Below are 21,419 nucleotides of genomic sequence, written 5' to 3'. Positions count from 1 at the left end.
GACACATGTAGCGGACTAATACTAATAGCTCGAGGACTTATCCAAAGTAACTGAGAATATGAAAGCGTATGGTTTTATTAGTTTGAATAGATATTCAATTTTGAGTAGGTATTACTCAGAGTTAAGTGACGATAGCCTAGGAGATACACCTGTACCCATGCCGAACACAGAAGTTAAGCCCTAGAACGCCGGAAGTAGTTGGGGTTGCCCCCTGTGAGATATGGAAGTCGCTTAGCTTTATTCCGCCATAGCTCAGTTGGTAGTAGCGCATGACTGTTAATCATGATGTCGTAGGTTCGAGTCCTACTGGCGGAGTAGTTAATTAAAGGGGGGGTTCAGCCTCTTTTTTGTTATGTAATTAATAATCTAGGCTCTTTTTCAACTGTAGTGGGTTGAAGAAAAGCTAAGCGCGAGAAAGGACGAAATGTGTCCTTTCTTTTTTGATATTCAGAGCGATAAAAATCCTTTTTTTGAAGTTTTCAAAGTTCCGAAATCCAAAGGCATTTCGCTTGATAAGTTTAATGAGATTATTAGTCGCTTCTAATTTAGCGTTGTAAGTTGTAATATGAAGTCTCTTCAAAGTAGGTAGGAGTTGCATTTTGAACCACTTTACAAATAGGAACTATAAACTCTCCCTCTACTTTTCTTGAAACAATTGAAGTCCGCTCAAAACGCCGTCCGATAATATTTTCATATACTTTCTCCTCTCTAGGAGTCCGTGCATCATAAGGACGATAGAGGTAGGGGACGATTCCCGTTTCGTCAATATAGTAGATTGGAACTAGAATAGTATGTTACAACTACTAAAAATATTTCTAGAAATTAATTTGACTTTCCTAATCGATTTATTCATCTCTTATTTCAATTTACTAGATATGCATAGCTTTATTATAACATGCGCATTTTAAACTAAGCGACTATACAAAATTAAGCATACCATCAGCTATTATAGATAATGCAAGATTACATAGATTTGAATATCTGATAATATGCGTTTTTCTTATTTTAAGATTTTTTCCTCAGTCTCTTTTAGTATTTAACGCAGTCAATAAGGTTTTTATCAAAGTCTAATTTAGGTAGTAAATTTATTTCTATTCTGTCAACTTTTCCTATTTTTTCTCTTGTTGAGGTTGGTATTTTAACAATTCAGGAGTTATTAATGATTAATTAAAATTTTTTGTTAGAATAAGATCATAAAAAGTAAAGGAGTGTATGCTTATGCTACAAAATATTTATGATCAGATGACTGATTTCTATGACAGTATCGAAGAAGAGTATGCTACTTTCTTTGGTAATAGTTGGGACTGGGAACATTTTCATTTTAAATTTTTGATTTATTATTTAGTTAGATATGGTATTGGGTGTCGTAGAGATTTTATCGTTTACCATTATCGTGTTGCTTATCGTTTGTATCTTGAAAAGATGATAATGAAACAAGGTTTTGTTGCTTGTTGAGACAATATGAGTTAATTTCCGAACAAATTTAACTTTTTGTGAAAAAATAATGATAAATAGCCGGAATTTTTTCTAAATTATTTTTTAATAGTTGGAAATAGCAAATCTTTCTATTGTTTCTTCTTGATAAAAAGGCGATTTTTTCTTATAATAAATTGTAAGATATAATTGCAGGTGAGAGTCCTGCCATGTATGTGAGAAAGGAAGAGCCTGAGGGCTCAGACAAGATTATGACTTCAGTTGTTGTTGTAGGTACCCAATGGGGTGATGAAGGTAAAGGGAAGATTACAGACTTCCTTTCAGCGAATGCAGAAGTGATTGCACGTTACCAAGGTGGTGATAATGCAGGTCACACGATTGTGATTGATGGTAAGAAATTTAAGTTGCACTTGATTCCATCTGGAATTTTCTTCCCTGAAAAAATCTCTGTTATTGGGAATGGTATGGTTGTAAATCCTAAATCTCTTGTAAAAGAGTTGAGCTATCTTCATGAGGAGGGTGTGACAACTGATAACTTGCGTATTTCTGATCGAGCGCATGTTATTTTGCCTTATCATATCGAGTTAGACCGTTTGCAAGAAGAAGCTAAGGGCGACAATAAGATTGGGACTACAATAAAGGGAATTGGTCCAGCTTATATGGACAAGGCTGCTCGTGTTGGGATTCGTATCGCAGATCTTTTGGATAAAGATATTTTCCGTGAGCGTTTAGAGCGTAACCTTGCTGAAAAGAATCGTCTTTTTGAAAAATTGTATGACAGTAAAGCGATTGATTTCGATGATATTTTTGAAGAATATTACGAATATGGTCAACAAATCAAGAAGTATGTGACAGACACATCGGTTATCTTGAATGATGCGCTTGATAACGGTAAGCGTGTGCTTTTTGAAGGTGCACAAGGTGTTATGCTAGATATCGACCAAGGTACTTATCCATTTGTTACGTCATCAAACCCTGTGGCTGGTGGTGTTACGATTGGTTCTGGTGTTGGTCCAAGTAAGATTGACAAGGTTGTTGGTGTATGTAAAGCCTATACGAGTCGTGTAGGAGACGGTCCTTTCCCAACTGAGTTATTTGATGAAGTGGGAGAACGTATCCGTGAAGTCGGTCATGAATATGGTACAACAACTGGTCGTCCACGTCGTGTGGGATGGTTTGATTCAGTTGTGATGCGCCATAGCCGTCGCGTTTCTGGTATTACTAACCTTTCATTGAACTCTATCGATGTTTTGAGTGGTTTAGATACTGTGAAAATCTGTGTGGCCTATGATCTTGATGGTCAACGTATTGACTACTATCCAGCTAGTCTTGAGCAATTGAAACGTTGCAAGCCTATCTATGAAGAGTTGCCAGGTTGGTCAGAAGATATTACTGGAGTTCGTAATTTGGAAGATCTTCCTGAGAATGCGCGTAACTATGTTCGTCGTGTGAGTGAATTGGTTGGCGTTCGTATTTCTACTTTCTCAGTAGGTCCTGGTCGTGAACAAACAAATATTTTAGAAAGTGTTTGGTCCTAAGAGATTTTTAAGATTTGTTTAAGATAGGTCGGGTATACTATAGACAGTTACAAGAAGACCTCCTAACTTGTTGTAACAAATATCCTAAACTTTTCTTTTTCATAATAATCTCCCTATAAAGTCACCGCATTCGGTGGCTTTTTTTGTCTTGGGATTCATGATATAATAATAAAATCGATAAGCAAGAAAAGAGAAACGGATGAATTATACAGTTGAAGAAAAAGAAGTCTTCATGAGAGAGGCCTTGAGAGAGGCTGAGATTGCTCTTGAACATGATGAAATTCCAATTGGTTGTGTGATTGTCAAGGACGGAGAAATCATTGGCCGTGGGCATAATGCGCGTGAGGAACTGCAGCGAGCGGTTATGCATGCGGAAATTATGGCTATAGAGAATGCGAACTTGAGTGAAGAAAGTTGGCGCTTGCTGGATTGCACGCTTTTTGTGACTATTGAGCCGTGTGTCATGTGTAGTGGGGCAATCGGGCTTGCCCGTATTCCAAACGTGGTCTACGGGGCTAAAAATCAGAAATTTGGCGCTGCTGGGAGTTTGTACGATATCTTGACAGATGAGCGTCTCAATCATCGTGTGGAGGTTGAAACGGGAATTTTGGAAGATGAATGCGCAGCTATTATGCAGGACTTTTTTAGAAATAGACGGAAAAAATAATTTTGCTTTTAAAATGAATAGGAATGTGATATAATAAATAGTGGAGCAACAGTTCTGCGTGAAGCGGGTCAGGGGAGGAATCCAGCAGCCCTAAGCGATTTGAATTGTGTGCTCTTTTTTTCGTGCTTTTTCCGAATAAATAAGATAGAATAATCTAGAATAAATGATAATAGAAAAGAGAAGATGATGAAAATTCGTGGTTTTGAATTGGTTTCTAGTTTTACAGATGAAAATTTATTGCCCAAGCGTGAGACAGCGCATGCGGCTGGTTACGACTTAAAGGTTGCTGTGCGTACAGTTATTGCGCCAGGAGAGATTGTATTGGTTCCGACAGGGGTTAAGGCTTATATGCAGCCGACTGAGGTTCTCTACCTCTATGATCGTTCTTCAAACCCTCGTAAGAAGGGTTTGGTTTTAATTAATTCAGTTGGGGTTATTGATGGTGATTATTATGGAAATCCTGGGAATGAAGGGCATATTTTTGCACAGATGAAGAATATCACAGACCAAGAGGTTGTTCTTGAAGTGGGAGAACGTGTTGTCCAAGCTGTCTTTGCTCCTTTCTTAATTGCAGATGGAGATGCAGCTGACGGCGTGCGGACTGGTGGATTTGGATCGACTGGGCACTAGAATGAAGATTATCTTTGTACGTCACGGGGAGCCAGATTATAGTATGCTTGATAAACTTGAAAATCCGCAACTCTATAGTGGTTTTGGTCGTGATTTAGCACCATTGACCGGAAAAGGTCGCAGTCTGGCAAAAGAAGTTGCTAAAACTGCATGTTTTGGAAAGGCAGAGATTATTGTTTCATCGTCTGTGACGAGGGCTTTAGAAACAGCCCATTATATAGCGGTTGAAACAGGATTGGACTTATTTGTGGAGCCGTTTTTTCATGAGTGGCGTCCAGACTTAGATGGCACTAACTCTGATTTAACTAGTGTATTGGTAGCTCATGAATATTATCTAAAACATCAAGGAGGTTTATCTGAAGATTCTCCTTATCGCTATGAAACTGATCTAGAGATGCGTCATCGTTTTTTAAGAGCTTTGAAAAAATATAAAAATTATAAAACTATTATCATTGTAACTCACGGAATGCTCATGCGCCAGTTTGTGCTAAATGAGAAGATTGATTTTTGCCAAGTGATTGAGTGTGAGTTAGAGATATAGAAAGAGGTTTATCATCGCAAAGAAAAAAGCGACATTTGTATGTCAAAATTGTGGGTATAATTCCCCTAAATATCTGGGACGATGTCCTAACTGTGGGTCTTGGTCTTCCTTTGTAGAAGAGGTTGAGGTTGCCGAGGTAAAGAATGCGCGTGTGTCCTTGACAGGTGAGAAAACCAAGCCCATGAAACTGGCTGAGGTGACTTCAATCAACGTCAATCTAACTAAGACGGAGATGGAGGAATTCAACCGTGTACTTGGAGGAGGAGTGGTACCAGGAAGTCTCGTCCTCATCGGTGGGGATCCTGGGATTGGAAAATCAACCCTTCTCCTACAAGTCTCAACCCAGCTGTCTCAAGTGGGGACAGTTCTCTATGTCAGTGGGGAGGAGTCTGCTCAGCAAATCAAGCTACGAGCAGAGCGCTTGGGAGATATTGACAGTGAGTTTTATCTCTATGCAGAGACCAATATGCAGAGTGTTCGAGCTGAGGTAGAAAGAATCCAGCCAAACTTCCTCATTATTGACTCCATTCAGACCATTATGTCTCCTGAGATTTCAGGGGTGCAGGGGTCTGTTTCTCAGGTGCGTGAGGTAACTGCTGAGCTCATGCAGCTAGCTAAGACCAATAACATTGCCATCTTTATCGTAGGTCATGTGACCAAGGAAGGAACCTTGGCTGGGCCTCGTATGTTGGAGCATATGGTGGATACGGTGCTTTACTTTGAAGGGGAGCGTCACCATACTTTTCGTATCTTGAGAGCGGTCAAAAACCGTTTTGGATCCACTAATGAGATTGGAATTTTTGAGATGCAGTCGGGCGGATTGGTTGAGGTACTCAATCCGAGTCAAGTTTTCCTAGAAGAGCGTTTGGATGGAGCGACTGGTTCGTCAATCGTTGTGACTATGGAAGGGACGCGTCCGATTTTGGCGGAGGTTCAGGCTTTGGTAACACCGACCATGTTTGGAAATGCCAAGCGTACGACGACAGGCCTTGATTTCAATAGAGCCAGCTTGATTATGGCTGTTTTAGAAAAACGGGCAGGTCTTCTCTTGCAAAATCAGGACGCCTATCTTAAATCTGCTGGCGGTGTTAAATTGGATGAACCTGCGATAGACTTGGCCGTTGCGGTTGCTATTGCTTCGAGTTATAAAGACAAGCCAACTAATCCTCAGGAATGTTTTGTAGGAGAGTTAGGCTTGACGGGAGAAATTCGGCGCGTGAATCGTATTGAGCAGCGCATCAACGAAGCTGCTAAACTGAGCTTTACTAAGATTTATGTACCCAAGAATTCCTTGACAGGAATCACTCCGCCCAAGGAAATTCAGGTCATTGGGGTAACAACGATTCAGGAAGTTTTGAAAAAGGTCTTTGCATAATCCGTGACAAATCCTCTTAAAAATGATAAGATAGGAGAAATATTTGACTATCAAATTTTCAAGGAGGGAATCGTGTCGTATTTTGAACAGTTTATGCAAGCCAATCAGGCTTATGTTGCCCTACATGGGCAGTTAAATCTGCCACTTAAACCCAAAACTAGAGTAGCCATTGTGACCTGTATGGACTCACGTTTGCACGTTGCTCAAGCTCTAGGTTTGGCACTTGGGGATGCTCATATCTTGCGGAATGCAGGTGGTCGAGTGACTGAGGACATGATTCGTTCGCTGGTTATTTCCCAGCAACAAATGGGGACAAGAGAGATTGTGGTATTGCACCATACAGACTGTGGTGCTCAGACCTTTGAAAATGGCTCTTTTCAGGAGTATTTAAAAGAGGAACTAGGTGTCGATGTGTCAGACCAGGATTTCTTGCCTTTCCAAGATATAGAGGAGAGTGTACGCGAGGATATGCAACTTCTTATCGAGTCTCCCCTAATACCAGATGATGTCATTATCTCTGGTGCTATTTACGATGTGGATACAGGAAGTATGACAGTTGTAGAATTATAAATACTTCATTTAGAAAGAAAGTGTATGAAGAAAAACAGTATTTTATTTATTTTTATTTTATTGCTATGTATTGGTTTGCAGTATGAAACCATCTACTATACGGATGGTTCGATGTCAGGTGCGGAATATGGACTAATGGGAGTTTCTATCTTTCTAGCTCTCTTTTACATGATTCCGGCTCTTTATTTCCTTTTCCGTATTGGGAAAAAATGGGAATTACCAAAGAATGCCTTGATTTTGTCTTTATTGGGTGGGATGTTCCTTTCAGGATGGCTGTCTAGCTTTGCTAATACCTATATCCATGATTTGCTGGGTGTTCTTTTCCCAGATAGTGCATTTTTAAATGCCTTTGAAAGTGCTATTGTGGCTCCTTTGGTAGAAGAACCCTTGAAATTGTTGCCACTTGTTTTTGTTTTAGCTTTGATTCCTGTACGAAAATTAAAATCTTTGTTTTTACTAGGCATTGCTTCTGGTTTGGGATTCCAAATGATTGAGGATATTGGCTATATTCGTACGGATTTGCCAGAGGGATTTGACTTTACCATTTCTAGAATTTTAGAGCGTATCATCTCAGGAATTGCCTCTCACTGGACTTTTTCAGGTCTGGCTGTAGTAGGTGTTTATTTGCTTTACAGAGCCTATAAAGGGCAGAAGGTTGGCAAGAAACAGGGGCTTATTTTCCTAGGTTTAGCCTTGGGAATTCATTTCTTGTTTAACTCTCCTTTTGTTGAATTGGAGACAGAGTTGCCATTAGCGATTCCAGTAGTTACAGCTATTGCTCTTTACGGTTTTTATCAGGCTTATCGCTTTGTTGAGAAGCACAATGAGTTGATGAACTAGAATATTTTTCAAAAGAAAGATGCAAGGGTACAAATATGGTGCCCTTCTTTTATTTTTGATTGAAAAATAGTGCAAAAAGAGCTACAATGGTAAATGGAAAATCTTGTGAAAAGCACAAGCGATACATATATACCGGAGGAAATCATGTCTTTTTCTGATTTAAAGCTGTTTGCCCTTTCTTCTAATCAAGAATTGGCAAAACGTGTGGCGCAGGAGATTGGGATAGAGTTGGGGAAATCAAGTGTTCGCCAATTTTCAGATGGAGAGATTCAGGTCAACATCGAAGAATCAATCCGTGGGAAACACGTCTTTATCTTACAATCAACTAGTTCGCCTGTAAATGACAATCTGCTTGAAATTTTGATTATGGTGGATGCTTTGAAGCGTGCGAGTGCAGAATCTGTCAATGTTGTCATGCCTTACTATGGGTATGCACGTCAGGATAGAAAGGCGAGAGCGCGTGAGCCAATCACTTCAAAACTTGTTGCAAATATGCTTGAAGTAGCTGGAGTGGATCGTTTGTTGACAATCGACTTGCATGCTGCGCAGATTCAAGGATTCTTTGATATTCCTGTGGATCACTTGATGGGTGCTCCTCTGATTGCGGATTATTTTGAGCGTCGTGGCATGGTTGGTTCTGACTATGTGGTTGTCAGCCCAGACCATGGAGGGGTGACTCGTGCCCGTAAGTTGGCAGAATTTTTGAAAACATCTATCGCTATTATTGATAAACGTCGTAGCGTTGATAAGATGAATACTAGTGAAGTCATGAACATCATCGGTAAGGTTGAAGGTAAGACTTGTATCTTGATTGATGATATGATTGATACGGCCGGAACGATTTGTCACGCGGCAGATGCCCTTGCGGAAGCTGGTGCTGTTGAAGTCTATGCAAGCTGTACGCACCCAGTTCTTTCTGGTCCTGCTATGGACAATATCCAAAAGTCAGCTATTAAGAAATTGGTTGTTTTGGATACCATCTATCTGCCAGAAGAGCGTTTGATTGATAAGATTGAGCAGATTTCAATCGCTCATCTTTTGGGAGATGCTATCGTACGTATCCATGAAAAACGCCCACTTTCTCCACTTTTCAGTATTGAGAAAAAGATTTAATGACCAAGCCTGAGATAATTCTCAGGTTTTTTTGTCTCTTTTCCGAATAAATAGATAGTAGCAGTGAATCTAGTAAACCTAGATTTAAAACTCTTCGAAAATCAAATTCAAACCACGTCAACGTCGCCTTGCCGTACTCAAGTACAGCCTGCGGCTAGTTTCCTAGTTTGCTCTTTGATTTTCATTGAGTATAAGACTATGGTATAATAAAAGGAGGAAAAGGATGATTCTAAGACATCCGGGCATCAGCCCAACAAATGATTTGGTTGCTAAGAAAATTTTTAGCAATCCAGAAATCACTTGTCAATTTATTCGCGATATGTTGGATTTACCAGCCAAGAATGTAACTATTTTGGAGGTAAGTAACATTCACGTCTTGCCTTCCATGCCTTACTCGGCTCAAGATTTCTATACCAGTATAGACGTCTTGGCGGAGTTGGACAATGGGACACAAGTAATCATTGAGATTCAGGTACATCATCAGAATTTTTTCATCAATCGCCTGTGGGCTTATTTGTGCAGTCAGGTCAATCAAAATCTAGAAAAAATTCGCCAACGTGAAGGTGACACCCACCAGAGTTACAAACACATCGCACCAGTATACGCTATCGCAATTGTAGATAGCAACTACTTCCAAGATGACTTGGCTTTTCACAGCTTTAGTATGCGAGAGGACACGACAGGTGAGGCTTTAACAATTACAAACAATGGACAGGAACATCATCTAGTCAAGATGGCGTTCTTGGAATTAAAAAAATACAGAGAAACCAGCAAAGATGAGGTTCGTAAACCATGGTTGGAGTTTTTCGGGAATAAACCCTTTACCCAAGAACCCGAGCGAGCCATTAGCCAAGCAGACCAACTGCTGGACTATAAGAGCTGGTCCGAGGAGGACAGGAAAATGTTTAGTCAAACGTATGCGCGAAGAACAAGCGTTATTGGCTCAGGATTATGCCTTGGAGACTGCTAGGGCGGAAGGTCTTGAACAAGGACTAGAGCGTGGGAAGCTCTTTGCTTTCCTAGATATGGTTCGTCAAGGTCTTCTGACATCTGAGGTAGCCAGTCAGCAATTGGGCATGACCGTTGCTGAATTTGAGTCACTATTGAAAGAGCATCACAAATAAGAACTAAAAAAATACAGAGAAACTAGCAAATATAAGGTTCGCAAGCCGTGGTTGGAGTTTTTCGGGAGTAAGCCCTTTACCCAACAACCTGAGCGAGCTATCAGCCAAGCAGACCAACTGCTAGACTACAAGAGCTGGTCTGAGGATGACAGGAAGCTGCTTAGTCAACTACATATGCGCGAAGAACAAGCCTTGTTAGCACATAACTATGCCTTGGAACGAGCTGAAGAAAAAGGCTTAGAACGTGGTCGTCCAGAGAGTACTGAGGAGGGGTAAAAGTAGGTTTAGCAAGTCTAGTTCGTCAAGGCCTTCTGACTTCATATATTGCCAGCTAGTAATGATTCGAATAGTTGGGAATATAAAGGATTATTGTTTGTTTGATTGAAATAATTTAGCTTTTATAAGTGATGAGAATTCAACATTTAAAGTTTTGACTGTTTTATCCAATATTTTCTTAAAAATAAGATAAAAATTGTTGATACCAATTATTTAAGTGGTATAACGGTGGTAGTAAAGAAAACTATTTACAATCAAATAAAAAATAAAATAGGAGATAAAACAATGAAAAAAGTTTTATTGACATCAGTAGTAGCTCTTGCAGTATTATCTGCAGTAGCGCCAGCATTTGCAGATAACAATGGTGGAGCTAACCTTCCAGGTGTGTATGATTCACGTGAAGCATATGAAAGCCAATCAGAATTTGTAACTGCTAATAGAGTTAATGCATATGTAGATGCTCATATCAAAGATCTTAAAGAACCAGCTGAAGTTGCCAAAGCTGAAGCAGACTTGCAAGCATTCTTGGATTCTGTATACTCAGGTTATGATTTCTCTAATAAGAAAGCAGCGCTAGAGAAAGCAGTTGGAGAAGCTAAAGAAGCATACAATGCTAAAGTAGTAGAACTTCGTAACGAAGCGGTGAAACATTTACAAGAAGTTTTCAATTCATCTCTTAAAAAAGAAGGTAAATACTATATCTTGAACGAAACTCTTGAACAAGCAAACGCTCGTTATTTAAAAGATCACGCTCAAGATGGACAAACAGCTCCATCAGCTACTCCAGAACCAGGTAAACCAGATTCAATAGAGCAAGCTAAACAAGCAGGTGCAATAGCTAAAGCTGGTCAAAAAGCTCTTCCCAAAACACACGCTTCTAAATAATTTATTTAATGAAGTAACTGAGGGTGGGCAAAAACCCACTTCTAACTATCAAAAAACGAGCATTTCCGTAGTTGGAGATGCTCGTTTTCTTATGTCATGGTTTATAATTAAAATAACAACAAAATAATTAGAAAGCCATGACAATGTATAAAGATTATAACACAAATCAGTTAAATTTAGAAGTAAATCTTGCCTACGATATTCCATCAAGTCCCGAAGCGAGAATGATTAGCCTCTTTGTGGACAGTATCCCTAATCAAGTTCTATTGGAAGAGACCTCTCACACTGGTCGCCATGCCTTTCATCCAGCCATGCTCATGAAGATGACCCTGTTCGCTTATACTCGTCAAGTGTTCTCTGGACGTAAAATCGTTCAAATGAATGAGGAAGTCATTCATTTGAAATGGTTGAACCAAGATACCTATGTTAGCTATAAAACGATTAATAACTTCCGCTCCAGTAAACATGCCAACAACCTAATCAAAACTGCTTTTATTTACTTCACCTTACTCATGCGTGAGAACGGAATGATTGAGGATGATGCCTTGTTCATTGATGGAACAAAACTAGAAGCTGATGCCAATCTCTATTCTTTCACTTGGAAAAGAGCTATTGACAAATATGAAGCAGCCTTGAGTGGGAAAATTTCCCAGCTCTATGATCAGCTGATTCAAGAAGGGGTAAATCTCACCTTATCTAAAGAAGAACGGGAAACCCGTCCGGGATTGGAGGAGCTACTAGAAAAAACGGAGGCTACCTTAGCCGAAATAGAACAAGCTATTGAAGAAGAGCCTAAAGTGATAAAGGGTGGGTCTGCCAATAGACAAAAACGTCGTCGGATAAAGAAAATCCGTAAGCAATTAAGGGATGATTTCCTTTCTCGTAAACAGCGCTATGAAGAAGCTAGAAAAATTTTAGAAGACCGCAACTCTTTCTCAAAGACGGATCATGATGCCACTTTTATGAGTATGAAGGAAGACCATATGCAAAATGGGCAACTGAAACCTGGTTATAATATCCAAGCGGCTACCAATGGTCAGTATGTCCTTGATTTTGATATCTTTCCCAATCCAACAGACACTCGCACTCTGAAACCCTTCCTCCAATCGATTCAAAGCCTAGACTTATTCAACTATATCGTAGCAGATGCTGGTTATGGTAGCGAAGAAAATTATCGTTTTATCATTGATGAATTGTAAAAAACACCGCTTATTCCCTATACCATGTATCAGAAGGAATTGACTAAAAACTACCAGACGAGCACAGATAATCCAATGAACTGGGAATATCTTGAGGACACGGACCAGTTTATAAAGCCCGACGGCCTAGTTTATTCCTTTAAGAACTACTCTAGTCGAACTGACAAGTATGGCTTTCAACGTGATTTCAAGATTTATGAGGCGGATAAAGTTCAAGATACTCCTGAGTTAGAACAGTTGGCTAAAACAAATAGTGGAAATCAGAAACAAATCCATTATAATCCAACTTGGAATTACTTTAAGGAACTCCTTAAGCAAACATTACATAGTGAAGAAGGCTCTCGAATTTATGCCAAACGGAAAATCGATGTTGAACCCGTTTTTGGTAGATTGAAGAGTGTTTTTGGCGTGCGAAGAGTGCATGTCAGAGGGAAACAAGCTGTCGCAATAGAGATAGGATTTATCTTTATGAGCATGAATCTCACCAAGTTGGCCAAGAATCTAGCCTCTAAAACATCCACTACTCAAAAACCACACAGTATTTCTTTCAGCTTGATTGGATTCAAGACTGGAATCACTGTGTGGTTTTATTTAGAAGCGAGTTTTTGCCCAGCCTCTTTTTGATAAAAGTAAATAAACAAGGGAGATAAAAATGAGCAGACGTTCAACTAAAAATAAGTCACCTATGAAGAAAATTATCGCTTTGCTTGTTGCTGTAGCTATTGTCGCTTTAGGAGGTTTATTCCTCTATAAGACATTTTTAGCTCCAACTGATCAGGCGAGTGAAACTAAGGTAGCACAAACGACACAAAAAATTGCTACGACATCGGCAGAGGAAAAAGAATATCTTACGAATAAGTTCAAAGGCTTACTTGGAACAAACTCTGATACGATCGCTTATGTGTATGCGCCCGGAACAGAGTTGGATGAACCTGTTGTTCAAACAACTGATAATTCAACTTATTTAGATAAGAGATTTGATGGTGGTCACGAACCTTATATGGGAACAGTGTTTATGGACACAGATAATAAAAATGATTTTAGTGACCGTTTAACTTGGTTATTTGGTCATGCTCGTGGTAGTAAAGTTGGGGATCATCGTATGTTTAATGATGTGAACTACTATAGTCGTCAAGATTATTTTGATGAACATCCATATGTTGTGATTGAGACTCCAGAGAGAAAGTATTATTATGAAGCAGTTGCTATGATTATAGTACCAGAAGAAACAGCCTTTTATCGTACTTCATTTGATGATGATAAAGATTTTCAAACGCAGTTAACAACTATTTATTAAACAGCTGAAGTTAAGAAACCAAATGTTAAAGTATCAGCTAAAAATAAGTATTTAGTTCTTTCAACTTGTCGTGAAGAAGATGAAACGATTCGTGAGAATCTATATCTTCGTCAAATACCAGACTCAGAAATGAGTGAGTTTGTCAAACAGCATAAAGATCAATTAACGTATAAACCAACAAGATAAATATATAGACTACTACTAAAATAGGAATGAATATAGTCTAGCAAGAATAGAAGTTCTTTGCAGTTAAAAAGGATTTCACTTTTATAATTATAAAGCATAAAAACAGAATTTAGTCATGGGCTAAGTTCTGTTTTTTAAAAACTAAATGGCTATATTCGCCAAAAGTTTGAAAAATACTTACTCTGGCTCTTTCCAATGGTATTTTTCCCTGCTTTCCTTTATAATGGGTGTATGGATAAGAAAAAATTATTATTGATTGATGGGTCTTCTGTTGCTTTTCGGGCGTTTTTTGCCCTCTATCAGCAGTTGGATCGTTTTAAGAATGCGGCTGGTTTGCATACCAATGCGATTTATGGCTTTCAGTTGATGTTGAGCCATTTGTTGGAGCGGGTTGAGCCGAGTCATATTTTGGTGGCTTTTGATGCGGGAAAGACGACCTTCCGGACAGAGATGTATGCGGACTATAAGGGTGGCCGGGCTAAGACTCCTGATGAGTTTCGTGAGCAATTTCCTTTCATTCGTGAGTTGCTAGATCATATGGGGATTCGTCACTATGAGTTGGCTCAGTATGAGGCGGATGACATCATTGGGACACTAGATAAACTAGCAGAGCAGGATGGTTTTGATATTACCATTGTCAGTGGAGACAAGGACTTGATTCAGCTGACGGATGAGCATACGGTAGTTGAGATTTCCAAGAAAGGTGTGGCTGAGTTTGAGGCCTTTACACCAGATTATCTTATGGAAAAGATGGGCATTACACCGACGCAGTTTATCGATCTCAAGGCGCTCATGGGTGATAAGTCGGATAATATCCCTGGGGTGACCAAAATTGGTGAAAAGACGGGTATCAAGCTCTTGCTGGAGCATGGCTCACTCGAGGGGATTTATCAGAATATCGATGGGATGAAGGCTTCTAAGATGAAGGAAAATCTCATCAATGATAAGGAACAGGCCTTTTTGTCTAAAACACTGGCGACCATTGATACCAAGGCACCGATTGAGATCGGTTTGAAGGATTTGGTCTATAGTGGTCCAGATGTGGAAAATCTTGGGAAATTCTACGATGAGATGGGCTTCAAACAGCTCAAGCAGGCTTTAAATGTATCGTCAGCTGATGTGGCTGAGAGCTTGGACTTTACTATCGTTGACCAAATTAGTCAAGATATGCTGAATGAAGAATCTATCTTCCATTTTGAGCTTTTTGGTGAGAATTACCATACGGATGATTTGGTTGGATTTGCCTGGTCTTGTGGGGAAAAGCTCTATGCCACAGATAAGCTTGAGCTGTTGCAAGACCCGATTTTTAAAGATTTCTTAGAAAAAACATCTCTGAGAGTTTATGACTTTAAGAAGGCTAAAGTTCTTTTGCATCGTTTTGATGTGGATTTGCAGGCACCTGCTTTTGATAGCCGTTTGGCTAAATACCTCCTTTCGACTGTGGAGGACAATGAAATTGCGACCATCGCTAGTCTTTATGGTCAGACTTATTTGGTTGATGATGAAACTTTCTACGGTAAGGGTGTCAAGAGAGCCATTCCTGAACGTGAGAAATTCTTGGAACACTTGGCTCGTAAGCTTGCTGTTTTGGTCGAAACAGCGCCTGTTTTACTTGAAAAACTCAGTGAAAATGGGCAATTAGAGCTTCTTTATGATATGGAGCAACCTCTGGCTTTTGTCCTTGCTAAGATGGAAATTGCTGGGATTAAGGTTAAAAAAGAAACCTTGCTTGAAATGCAGGCTGAAAATGAGCTTGTCATTGAAAAACTAACTCAAGAGATTTACGAGTTGGCTGGTGAGGAGTTTAATATCAACTCGCCTAAGCAGTTGGGTGTCCTTCTCTTTGAAAAATTGGGGCTACCTCTAGAATACACTAAGAAAACTAAGACTGGATACTCGACAGCGGTGGATGTCTTGGAGCGCCTAGCTCCTATTGCGCCAATTGTTAAGAAAATTCTCGACTATCGTCAGATTGCCAAGATTCAATCTACCTATGTGATTGGTTTGCAGGACTGGATTTTGGCTGATGGCAAGATTCATACTCGCTATGTGCAAGATTTGACCCAGACTGGGCGTTTGTCTAGTGTGGATCCAAACTTGCAAAATATTCCTGTACGTTTGGAGCAAGGCCGTCTCATTCGTAAGGCTTTTGTGCCTGAGTGGGAGGATAGTGTTCTGCTCAGCTCGGACTATTCACAGATTGAATTGCGCGTTTTGGCGCATATCTCTAAGGATGAACACTTGATTAAGGCCTTCCAAGAGGGGGCAGATATCCATACTTCGACAGCCATGAGGGTCTTTGGCATTGAGCGTCCTGAGGATGTGACTGCAAACGACCGTCGCAATGCCAAGGCTGTCAACTTTGGAGTGGTTTATGGAATTTCAGACTTTGGCTTGTCTAATAATTTGGGCATTAGCCGTAAGGAAGCCAAAACTTACATTGATACCTACTTTGAACGTTTTCCAGGTATTAAAAACTACATGGATGAAGTGGTGCGTGAGGCGCGTGATAAGGGCTATGTGGAGACCCTCTTCAAGCGTCGTCGTGAGTTGCCAGATATCAATTCGCGCAACTTCAATATTCGTGGTTTTGCGGAGCGGACTGCCATCAACTCTCCTATCCAGGGTTCGGCGGCAGATATTCTCAAGATTGCTATGATTCAGCTGGACAAAGCCTTGGTTGCAGGTGGTTATCAGACTAAGATGCTTCTGCAAGTGCACGATGAAATCGTCCTTGAAGTTCCTAAATCTGAATTAGCAGAGATGAAAAAATTGGTCAAACAAACCATGGAAGAAGCCATTCAACTCAGTGTTCCCCTCATCGCAGATGAAAATGAAGGGGCAACCTGGTACGAGGCTAAATAAAAAGGGGGCTAGTCCTCCTTTTTTGTAGTAGAATTATGCAAGCCTTTTCAAAATATGCTATACTGATGAAAAAGGAGGATTTCTATGAGTCAAGAATTTATCAATCCAAGTGATGGCGTGATTCGTCAGTATCTCACAACGAGTAAAACTCTTGCTGTGGTGGGCCTGTCTGACCGTGAGGAAACAACTAGCAATCGAGTGACCAAGGAAATGCAGGCCCGGGGTTATAAAATCATCCCAGTCAATCCCAAGGCGGCAGGTGGCGAAATCTTGGGTGAAAAGGCTTATGCTAGCCTAGCTGAGATTCCTTTTCCTGTAGATATTGTCAATATTTACCGTCGCAATGAATTTTTGCCAGATGTGGCGCGTGATTTTCTCAAGGCTGATGCTAAGATTTTTTGGGCACAGCTAGGACTTGAAAGTCTAGAAGCGGAAGAAATCTTGCGTGCTGGTGGATGTGATGACATCGTGATGAATCGTTGCATCAAGAGAGAACATACACGCTTGATTGAGGAAGCATAATAAAAAGGTAGCTGGTGTGCTACCTTTTTATTATACTAAATGAAAATTAAAGAGCAAACTAGGAAACTAGCCGCAGGTTGCTCAAAACACCGTTTTTGAGGTTGCAGATAGAACTGACGAAGTCAGCTCAAAACACTGTTTTGAGGTTGCAGATAGAACTGACGAAGTCAGCTCAAAGCACGGCTTTGAGGTTGCAGATAAAACTGACGAAGTCAGTAACATACATACAGCAAGGCGACGTTGACGTGGTTTGAAGAGATTTTCGAAGAGTATTAGAAAATGCCGATAAGGGTCTGCATACCAAGACTAGTGAGGATGATGGCAATCCAGCAGATGGCTCCGAGAACAATGGATTTTCCACTGGATTTGACCATAGCTACCAGATTGGTTTTGAGACCGATAGCACTCATGGCCATGATAATGAGGAATTTGGAGAGTTGTTTGAGAGGGATAAAGAAACTACTGGACACACCGAGAGAGGTGAGTAGTGTAGTGAGGAGAGAGGCAAGGATGAAGTAAAGGATAAAAAGTGGGAAGACTTTTTTCAGTTGCAATCCTTGCTTATTTTTTTGTTCACGACTTTGCCAATAGGAGAGAAAGAGAGTGATGGGGATGATAGCCAGAGTACGTGTGAGTTTGACAATGGTTGCGGATTCGAGGGTATTAGTCTGGTAGAGACTGTCCCAGGCGCTGGCTGTGGCGGTTACAGAGGAAGTATCATTGACCGCAGTTCCTGCAAAGAGGGCGAAGCCGTCATTGGATAGATGAAGCCAGGTGCCGAGGGTTGGAAAGATGAGCGCAGCCAAGACATTGAAGAAAAAGATAACGGAGATGGCTTGGGCGACTTCCTTTTCCTTGGCATGGATAACGGGCGCTGTCGCTGCAATGGCAGAGCCCCCACAGATAGAAGAACCCACTCCAATCAAGGTAGCCAGTTTTGTGTCTAGGGCAAAGAAACGCTGGAAGAGGAAGGCAACAATCAAGGCTATTGAAATGGTGGACAGGATGACAGGGAGTGAAGATTGTCCGACTGCGAAGACTTGCGAGATATTGAGACCAAAACCAAGCAAGATAACGGCATACTGGAGCAATTTCTTGGAACTAAAGGTCAATCCAGCATCCAGTTGTTTATAGGACGAGAGAAAGGGATGTAGGAGCATGCCCATAAAAATCGCAAAAACAGGCGCGCCAATAACAGGGAAGAATCCTCCTAAGTACCAAGATACGATTGAAATGAGAAGGCAGGCAAAGATACCTGCTCCATTTTTTGATAGAAATGACATAAAAACCTCCAAATAGAATCTGTTACCATTATAGACCTGTAAAGAGGAAAAGTAAAATAGAAAGTGGAAAGCTATTCTCTAATGTATTTTTGCGGTCGGGGGGCTTTTGTAGTATAATAGAGATACGTTTTGAAAGTAGGAGGTATCTATGGACTTAACTAAGCGCTTTAATAAACAGTTAGATAAGATTCAAGTTTCGTTGATTCGTCAGTTTGACCAGGCTATTTCGGAGATTCCTGGGGTCTTGCGTTTGACCTTGGGGGAACCTGATTTTACAACGCCAGATCATGTCAAGGAGGCGGCCAAGCAAGCGATTGATCAGAACCAATCCTACTATACGGGGATGAGTGGTCTGCTGACTCTACGTCAGGCGGCCAGTGACTTTGTTAAGGAAAAATACCAACTGGACTATGCTCCTGAAAATGAAATCTTGGTTACAATTGGGGCGACAGAGGCTTTATCTGCTACTTTGACAGCTATTTTGGAAGAGGGAGATAAGGTGCTCTTGCCAGCTCCTGCTTATCCGGGTTATGAACCGATTGTCAATCTAGTTGGGGCAGAGGTTGTCGAGATTGATACGACTGAAAATGGTTTTGTCTTGACTCCTGAGATGTTGGAGAAGGCTATTTTGGAGCAGGGTGACAAGCTCAAGGCGGTTATTCTCAACTATCCAGCCAATCCGACAGGAATTACCTATAGTCGAGAGCAGTTGGAAGCCTTGGCAGCTGTTTTACGCAAATACGAAATTTTTGTTGTCTGTGATGAGGTTTACTCAGAATTGACCTACACAGGCGAAGCCCATGTGTCTCTGGGAACCATGTTGAGAGATCAGGCTATTATTATCAATGGTCTATCTAAATCACATGCCATGACCGGTTGGCGTTTGGGACTGATTTTCGCTCCTGCGGCCTTCACAGCCCAGTTAATCAAGAGTCACCAGTACTTGGTCACTGCCGCAAATACCATGGCTCAACACGCTGCGGTGGAAGCCTTGACAGCTGGTAAAAATGATGCGGAACCTATGAAGAAGGAATACATCCAGCGTCGAGATTATATTATCGAGAAAATGACTGCTCTTGGTTTTGGGATTATCAAACCAGACGGTGCCTTCTATATCTTTGCTAAGATTCCAGCAGGATATAATCAAGATTCTTTTGCTTTTCTGAAAGATTTTGCTCAGAAGAAGGCTGTTGCCTTTATTCCTGGTGCAGCCTTTGGGCGTTACGGGGAAGGATATGTCCGCCTGTCTTATGCAGCCAGCATGGAGACTATCAAAGAAGCTATGAAACGACTTGAGGAGTACATGAGAGAAGCATGATTCAGTCTATCACGAGTCAAGGCTTGGTGCTCTACAATCGCAATTTTCGGGAGGATGACAAGCTAGTCAAGATTTTTACAGAGCAGGCTGGCAAACGCATGTTTTTTGTCAAGCACGCTGGTCAGTCTAAGCTAGCTCCGGTTATTCAGCCCTTGGTGCTGGCACGATTTCTCTTGCGAATCAATGATGACGGGCTTAGCTACATCGAGGACTATCATGAGGTGATGACTTTTCCCAAGATTAATAGTGATCTCTTTGTCATGGCCTATGCGACCTACGTAGCGGCTCTTGCCGATGCTAGTTTGCAGGATAATCAGCAGGATGCTCCCTTGTTTGCTTTTTTGCAAAAGACATTGGAGTTGATGGAAGTGGGCTTGGATTATCAGGTTTTGACCAATATTTTTGAAATTCAAATCTTGACTAGATTTGGAATCAGTCTCAATTTTAATGAGTGTGTCTTTTGCCATCGGATCAGTCAGGCTTTTGACTTTTCTTTCAAATATGGAGCCTGCCTCTGTCCAGACCATTATCATGAGGACGAGAGACGTTGCCATATAAATCCCAATATCCCTTATCTGCTCAATCAGTTTCAAGCCATTGATTTTGAGACTTTGGAGACCATTTCGCTCAAGCCCAAAATCAAGCAAGACTTACGCCAATTTATGGATCAACTCTACGAAGAGTACGTTGGGATTCACCTAAAATCAAAGAAATTTATTGATTCCCTAGCAGACTGGGGACAATTACTAAAAGAGGAAAACAAATGAAAAAAATCGCAGTAGATGCCATGGGGGGCGATTACGCACCTCAGGCCATCGTTGAGGGTGTCAATCAAGCCCTGGCTGACTTTTCAGATATTGAGGTTCAACTCTACGGAGATGGAGCTAAAATCAAGCAATATCTGACAGCGACAGAGCGCGTCAGCATTATCCATACGGATGAGAAGATTGATTCAGACGATGAACCGACGAGAGCTATTCGGAAGAAGAAAAATGCCAGTATGGTCTTGGCGGCCAAGGCTGTCAAAGAAGGCGAAGCAGACGCTGTTCTCTCAGCTGGGAATACAGGTGCTTTGTTGGCAGCAGGATTCTTCATCGTGGGTCGTATCAAGAATATTGACCGTCCTGGACTTATGTCGACCTTGCCAACTGTAGATGGAAAAGGTTTTGACATGCTGGACCTTGGTGCTAATGCAGAAAATACAGCCCAGCACCTCCATCAATATGCGGTTCTAGGTTCCTTCTATGCTAAAAATGTTCGTGGCATTGCGCAACCCCGTGTTGGCTTGCTTAACAACGGGACAGAGAGTAGTAAGGGCGACCCGCTTCGTAAGGAAACTTATGAATTACTGGTGGCTGATGAAAGTTTGAACTTTATCGGAAACGTGGAAGCGCGTGATTTGATGAATGGCGTTGCGGATGTTGTTGTGGCAGATGGTTTCACGGGAAACGCTGTGCTCAAATCCATTGAAGGGACAGCCATGGGAATTATGGGCTTGCTCAAGACCACTATTACAGGTGGTGGTCTTCAAGCGAAACTAGGTGCCCTCCTTCTCAAGGACAGCCTCAGAGGTTTGAAAAAACAGCTCAACTACTCAGATGTTGGTGGAGCGGTCTTGTTTGGTGTCAAGGCACCTGTTGTCAAGACTCATGGCTCAAGCGATGCCAAGGCTGTTTATAGTACGATTCGCCAGATCCGTACTATGCTAGAAACAGACGTAGTTGCTCAGACTGCGCGTGAATTTTCAGGAGAATAA

At 41.0% G+C, this 21,419-nt stretch carries 16 protein-coding genes, 1 tRNA gene, 1 rRNA gene, 1 other RNA gene and 5 pseudogenes; 22 read left to right on the top strand and 2 right to left on the bottom strand.

Annotated elements, in window-relative coordinates; genetic code table 11:
• Positions 1-121 precede the first annotated feature (121 nt).
• Both rrf and N8M09_RS07805 read left to right on the top strand, forming a co-directional pair.
• A 5S ribosomal RNA gene (rrf, locus tag N8M09_RS07810) occupies positions 122-236 on the top strand.
• 5 nt (positions 237-241) lie between these two features.
• Positions 242-315 (top strand) — tRNA-Asn (locus N8M09_RS07805).
• An 88-nt stretch (positions 316-403) separates the two neighbouring features.
• Here N8M09_RS07805 and N8M09_RS07800 read toward each other — a convergent pair.
• A pseudogene (locus tag N8M09_RS07800) lies at positions 404-553 on the bottom strand (transposase); the annotation flags it as partial.
• 665 nt (positions 554-1,218) lie between these two features.
• Between N8M09_RS07800 and comW the strand changes: the two are divergent.
• From comW to N8M09_RS07710, 17 genes and pseudogenes are all read left to right on the top strand, one after another.
• Positions 1,219-1,455: a sigma(X)-activator ComW gene (comW, locus tag N8M09_RS07790; protein ID WP_261064782.1), complete on the top strand. Its 237-nt coding sequence runs from the start codon at positions 1,219-1,221 to the stop codon at positions 1,453-1,455.
• Positions 1,456-1,685: 230 nt separating this feature from the next.
• Positions 1,686-2,972, top strand: a complete 1,287-nt coding sequence (locus N8M09_RS07785) for an adenylosuccinate synthase (RefSeq protein ID WP_004237599.1) — start codon at positions 1,686-1,688, stop codon at positions 2,970-2,972.
• A 199-nt stretch (positions 2,973-3,171) separates the two neighbouring features.
• Positions 3,172-3,639 (top strand): tRNA adenosine(34) deaminase TadA, encoded by a 468-nt coding sequence (gene tadA, locus N8M09_RS07780; RefSeq protein WP_001110112.1) that lies wholly within the window; start codon positions 3,172-3,174, stop codon positions 3,637-3,639.
• Between the two features lie 32 nt (positions 3,640-3,671).
• Positions 3,672-3,769, top strand: an RNA gene (gene ffs, locus N8M09_RS07775) — signal recognition particle sRNA small type.
• A gap of 56 nt (positions 3,770-3,825) precedes the next feature.
• On the top strand, positions 3,826-4,269 hold the full coding sequence (locus N8M09_RS07770; protein WP_000701987.1) for a dUTP diphosphatase: 444 nt from the start codon (positions 3,826-3,828) through the stop codon (positions 4,267-4,269).
• A gap of 1 nt (position 4,270) precedes the next feature.
• Positions 4,271-4,810 carry a histidine phosphatase family protein gene (locus N8M09_RS07765; RefSeq protein ID WP_261064781.1) on the top strand — a complete coding sequence of 180 codons (540 nt, stop codon included), beginning with the start codon at positions 4,271-4,273 and terminating at the stop codon, positions 4,808-4,810.
• 13 nt (positions 4,811-4,823) lie between these two features.
• Positions 4,824-6,185 (top strand): DNA repair protein RadA, encoded by a 1,362-nt coding sequence (radA, locus tag N8M09_RS07760; protein WP_261064783.1) that lies wholly within the window; start codon positions 4,824-4,826, stop codon positions 6,183-6,185.
• 72 nt (positions 6,186-6,257) lie between these two features.
• A complete protein-coding gene (locus tag N8M09_RS07755; RefSeq protein WP_004236873.1) occupies positions 6,258-6,755 on the top strand; it encodes a beta-class carbonic anhydrase in 498 nt (165 codons plus the stop codon).
• Between the two features lie 24 nt (positions 6,756-6,779).
• On the top strand, positions 6,780-7,595 hold the full coding sequence (locus N8M09_RS07750) for a PrsW family intramembrane metalloprotease (RefSeq protein ID WP_261064780.1): 816 nt from the start codon (positions 6,780-6,782) through the stop codon (positions 7,593-7,595).
• Between the two features lie 144 nt (positions 7,596-7,739).
• Positions 7,740-8,708, top strand: a complete 969-nt coding sequence (locus tag N8M09_RS07745) for a ribose-phosphate diphosphokinase (RefSeq protein ID WP_033682853.1) — start codon at positions 7,740-7,742, stop codon at positions 8,706-8,708.
• Between the two features lie 223 nt (positions 8,709-8,931).
• Positions 8,932-9,832, top strand: a pseudogene (locus N8M09_RS07740) (Rpn family recombination-promoting nuclease/putative transposase).
• Positions 9,833-10,167 (top strand): annotated as a pseudogene (locus N8M09_RS07735) (hypothetical protein); the annotation flags it as partial. It abuts the pseudogene before it with no gap.
• Positions 10,168-10,393: 226 nt separating this feature from the next.
• Positions 10,394-10,993 (top strand): amylase-binding adhesin AbpA, encoded by a 600-nt coding sequence (abpA, locus tag N8M09_RS07730; protein ID WP_261064779.1) that lies wholly within the window; start codon positions 10,394-10,396, stop codon positions 10,991-10,993.
• Positions 10,994-11,136: 143 nt separating this feature from the next.
• A pseudogene (locus N8M09_RS07725) lies at positions 11,137-12,816 on the top strand (IS1182 family transposase).
• A gap of 28 nt (positions 12,817-12,844) precedes the next feature.
• Positions 12,845-13,675: pseudogene (gene srtB / locus N8M09_RS07720) on the top strand (class B sortase, LPKTxAVK-specific).
• 231 nt (positions 13,676-13,906) lie between these two features.
• The gene (polA, locus tag N8M09_RS07715) at positions 13,907-16,540 is read left to right on the top strand and encodes a DNA polymerase I (RefSeq protein WP_261064778.1); all 2,634 of its coding nucleotides are present in this window, start codon (positions 13,907-13,909) and stop codon (positions 16,538-16,540) included.
• Between the two features lie 84 nt (positions 16,541-16,624).
• Positions 16,625-17,062, top strand: a complete 438-nt coding sequence (locus N8M09_RS07710) for a CoA-binding protein (RefSeq protein ID WP_219967322.1) — start codon at positions 16,625-16,627, stop codon at positions 17,060-17,062.
• Positions 17,063-17,334: 272 nt separating this feature from the next.
• Here N8M09_RS07710 and N8M09_RS07705 read toward each other — a convergent pair whose 3' ends face one another.
• Entirely contained in the window at positions 17,335-18,345 is a 1,011-nt protein-coding gene (locus N8M09_RS07705) for a YeiH family protein (protein ID WP_261064777.1), read from the bottom strand.
• Between the two features lie 148 nt (positions 18,346-18,493).
• On the opposite strand from N8M09_RS07705, the gene N8M09_RS07700 reads away from it, so the two are divergent.
• The 3 genes from N8M09_RS07700 to plsX are packed head-to-tail and all read left to right on the top strand — an operon-like array spanning position 18,494 to position 21,419.
• Complete coding sequence (locus N8M09_RS07700; RefSeq protein WP_261064776.1) at positions 18,494-19,663, top strand: pyridoxal phosphate-dependent aminotransferase; 1,170 nt, start codon at positions 18,494-18,496, stop codon at positions 19,661-19,663.
• A complete protein-coding gene (recO, locus tag N8M09_RS07695; protein ID WP_261064775.1) occupies positions 19,660-20,430 on the top strand; it encodes a DNA repair protein RecO in 771 nt (256 codons plus the stop codon). Before N8M09_RS07700 ends, recO begins: the two co-directional genes overlap by 4 nt.
• Positions 20,427-21,419: a phosphate acyltransferase PlsX gene (plsX, locus tag N8M09_RS07690; protein ID WP_261064774.1), complete on the top strand. Its 993-nt coding sequence runs from the start codon at positions 20,427-20,429 to the stop codon at positions 21,417-21,419. Before recO ends, plsX begins: the two co-directional genes overlap by 4 nt.

The organism is Streptococcus mitis (assembly GCF_946190375.1).
In the GTDB taxonomy this organism is placed as follows: Bacteria; Bacillota; Bacilli; order Lactobacillales; family Streptococcaceae; genus Streptococcus; species Streptococcus mitis_CJ.
The sequence above is the reverse complement of the archived record's forward strand: the minus strand, read 5'-3'. Positions and strand labels throughout refer to the sequence as shown.

Coding starts and splice junctions, on each gene's coding strand:
- N8M09_RS07770 (WP_000701987.1), top strand. CDS start 3,826: ATGAAAATTCGTGGTTTTGAATTGGTTTCTAGTTTTACAGATGAAAAT.
- abpA (WP_261064779.1), top strand. CDS start 10,394: ATGAAAAAAGTTTTATTGACATCAGTAGTAGCTCTTGCAGTATTATCT.
- N8M09_RS07700 (WP_261064776.1), top strand. CDS start 18,494: ATGGACTTAACTAAGCGCTTTAATAAACAGTTAGATAAGATTCAAGTT.
- N8M09_RS07705 (WP_261064777.1), bottom strand. CDS start 18,345: ATGTCATTTCTATCAAAAAATGGAGCAGGTATCTTTGCCTGCCTTCTC.
- N8M09_RS07765 (WP_261064781.1), top strand. CDS start 4,271: ATGAAGATTATCTTTGTACGTCACGGGGAGCCAGATTATAGTATGCTT.
- tadA (WP_001110112.1), top strand. CDS start 3,172: ATGAATTATACAGTTGAAGAAAAAGAAGTCTTCATGAGAGAGGCCTTG.
- plsX (WP_261064774.1), top strand. CDS start 20,427: ATGAAAAAAATCGCAGTAGATGCCATGGGGGGCGATTACGCACCTCAG.
- N8M09_RS07750 (WP_261064780.1), top strand. CDS start 6,780: ATGAAGAAAAACAGTATTTTATTTATTTTTATTTTATTGCTATGTATT.
- recO (WP_261064775.1), top strand. CDS start 19,660: ATGATTCAGTCTATCACGAGTCAAGGCTTGGTGCTCTACAATCGCAAT.
- polA (WP_261064778.1), top strand. CDS start 13,907: ATGGATAAGAAAAAATTATTATTGATTGATGGGTCTTCTGTTGCTTTT.
- comW (WP_261064782.1), top strand. CDS start 1,219: ATGCTACAAAATATTTATGATCAGATGACTGATTTCTATGACAGTATC.
- N8M09_RS07785 (WP_004237599.1), top strand. CDS start 1,686: ATGACTTCAGTTGTTGTTGTAGGTACCCAATGGGGTGATGAAGGTAAA.
- N8M09_RS07710 (WP_219967322.1), top strand. CDS start 16,625: ATGAGTCAAGAATTTATCAATCCAAGTGATGGCGTGATTCGTCAGTAT.
- N8M09_RS07745 (WP_033682853.1), top strand. CDS start 7,740: ATGTCTTTTTCTGATTTAAAGCTGTTTGCCCTTTCTTCTAATCAAGAA.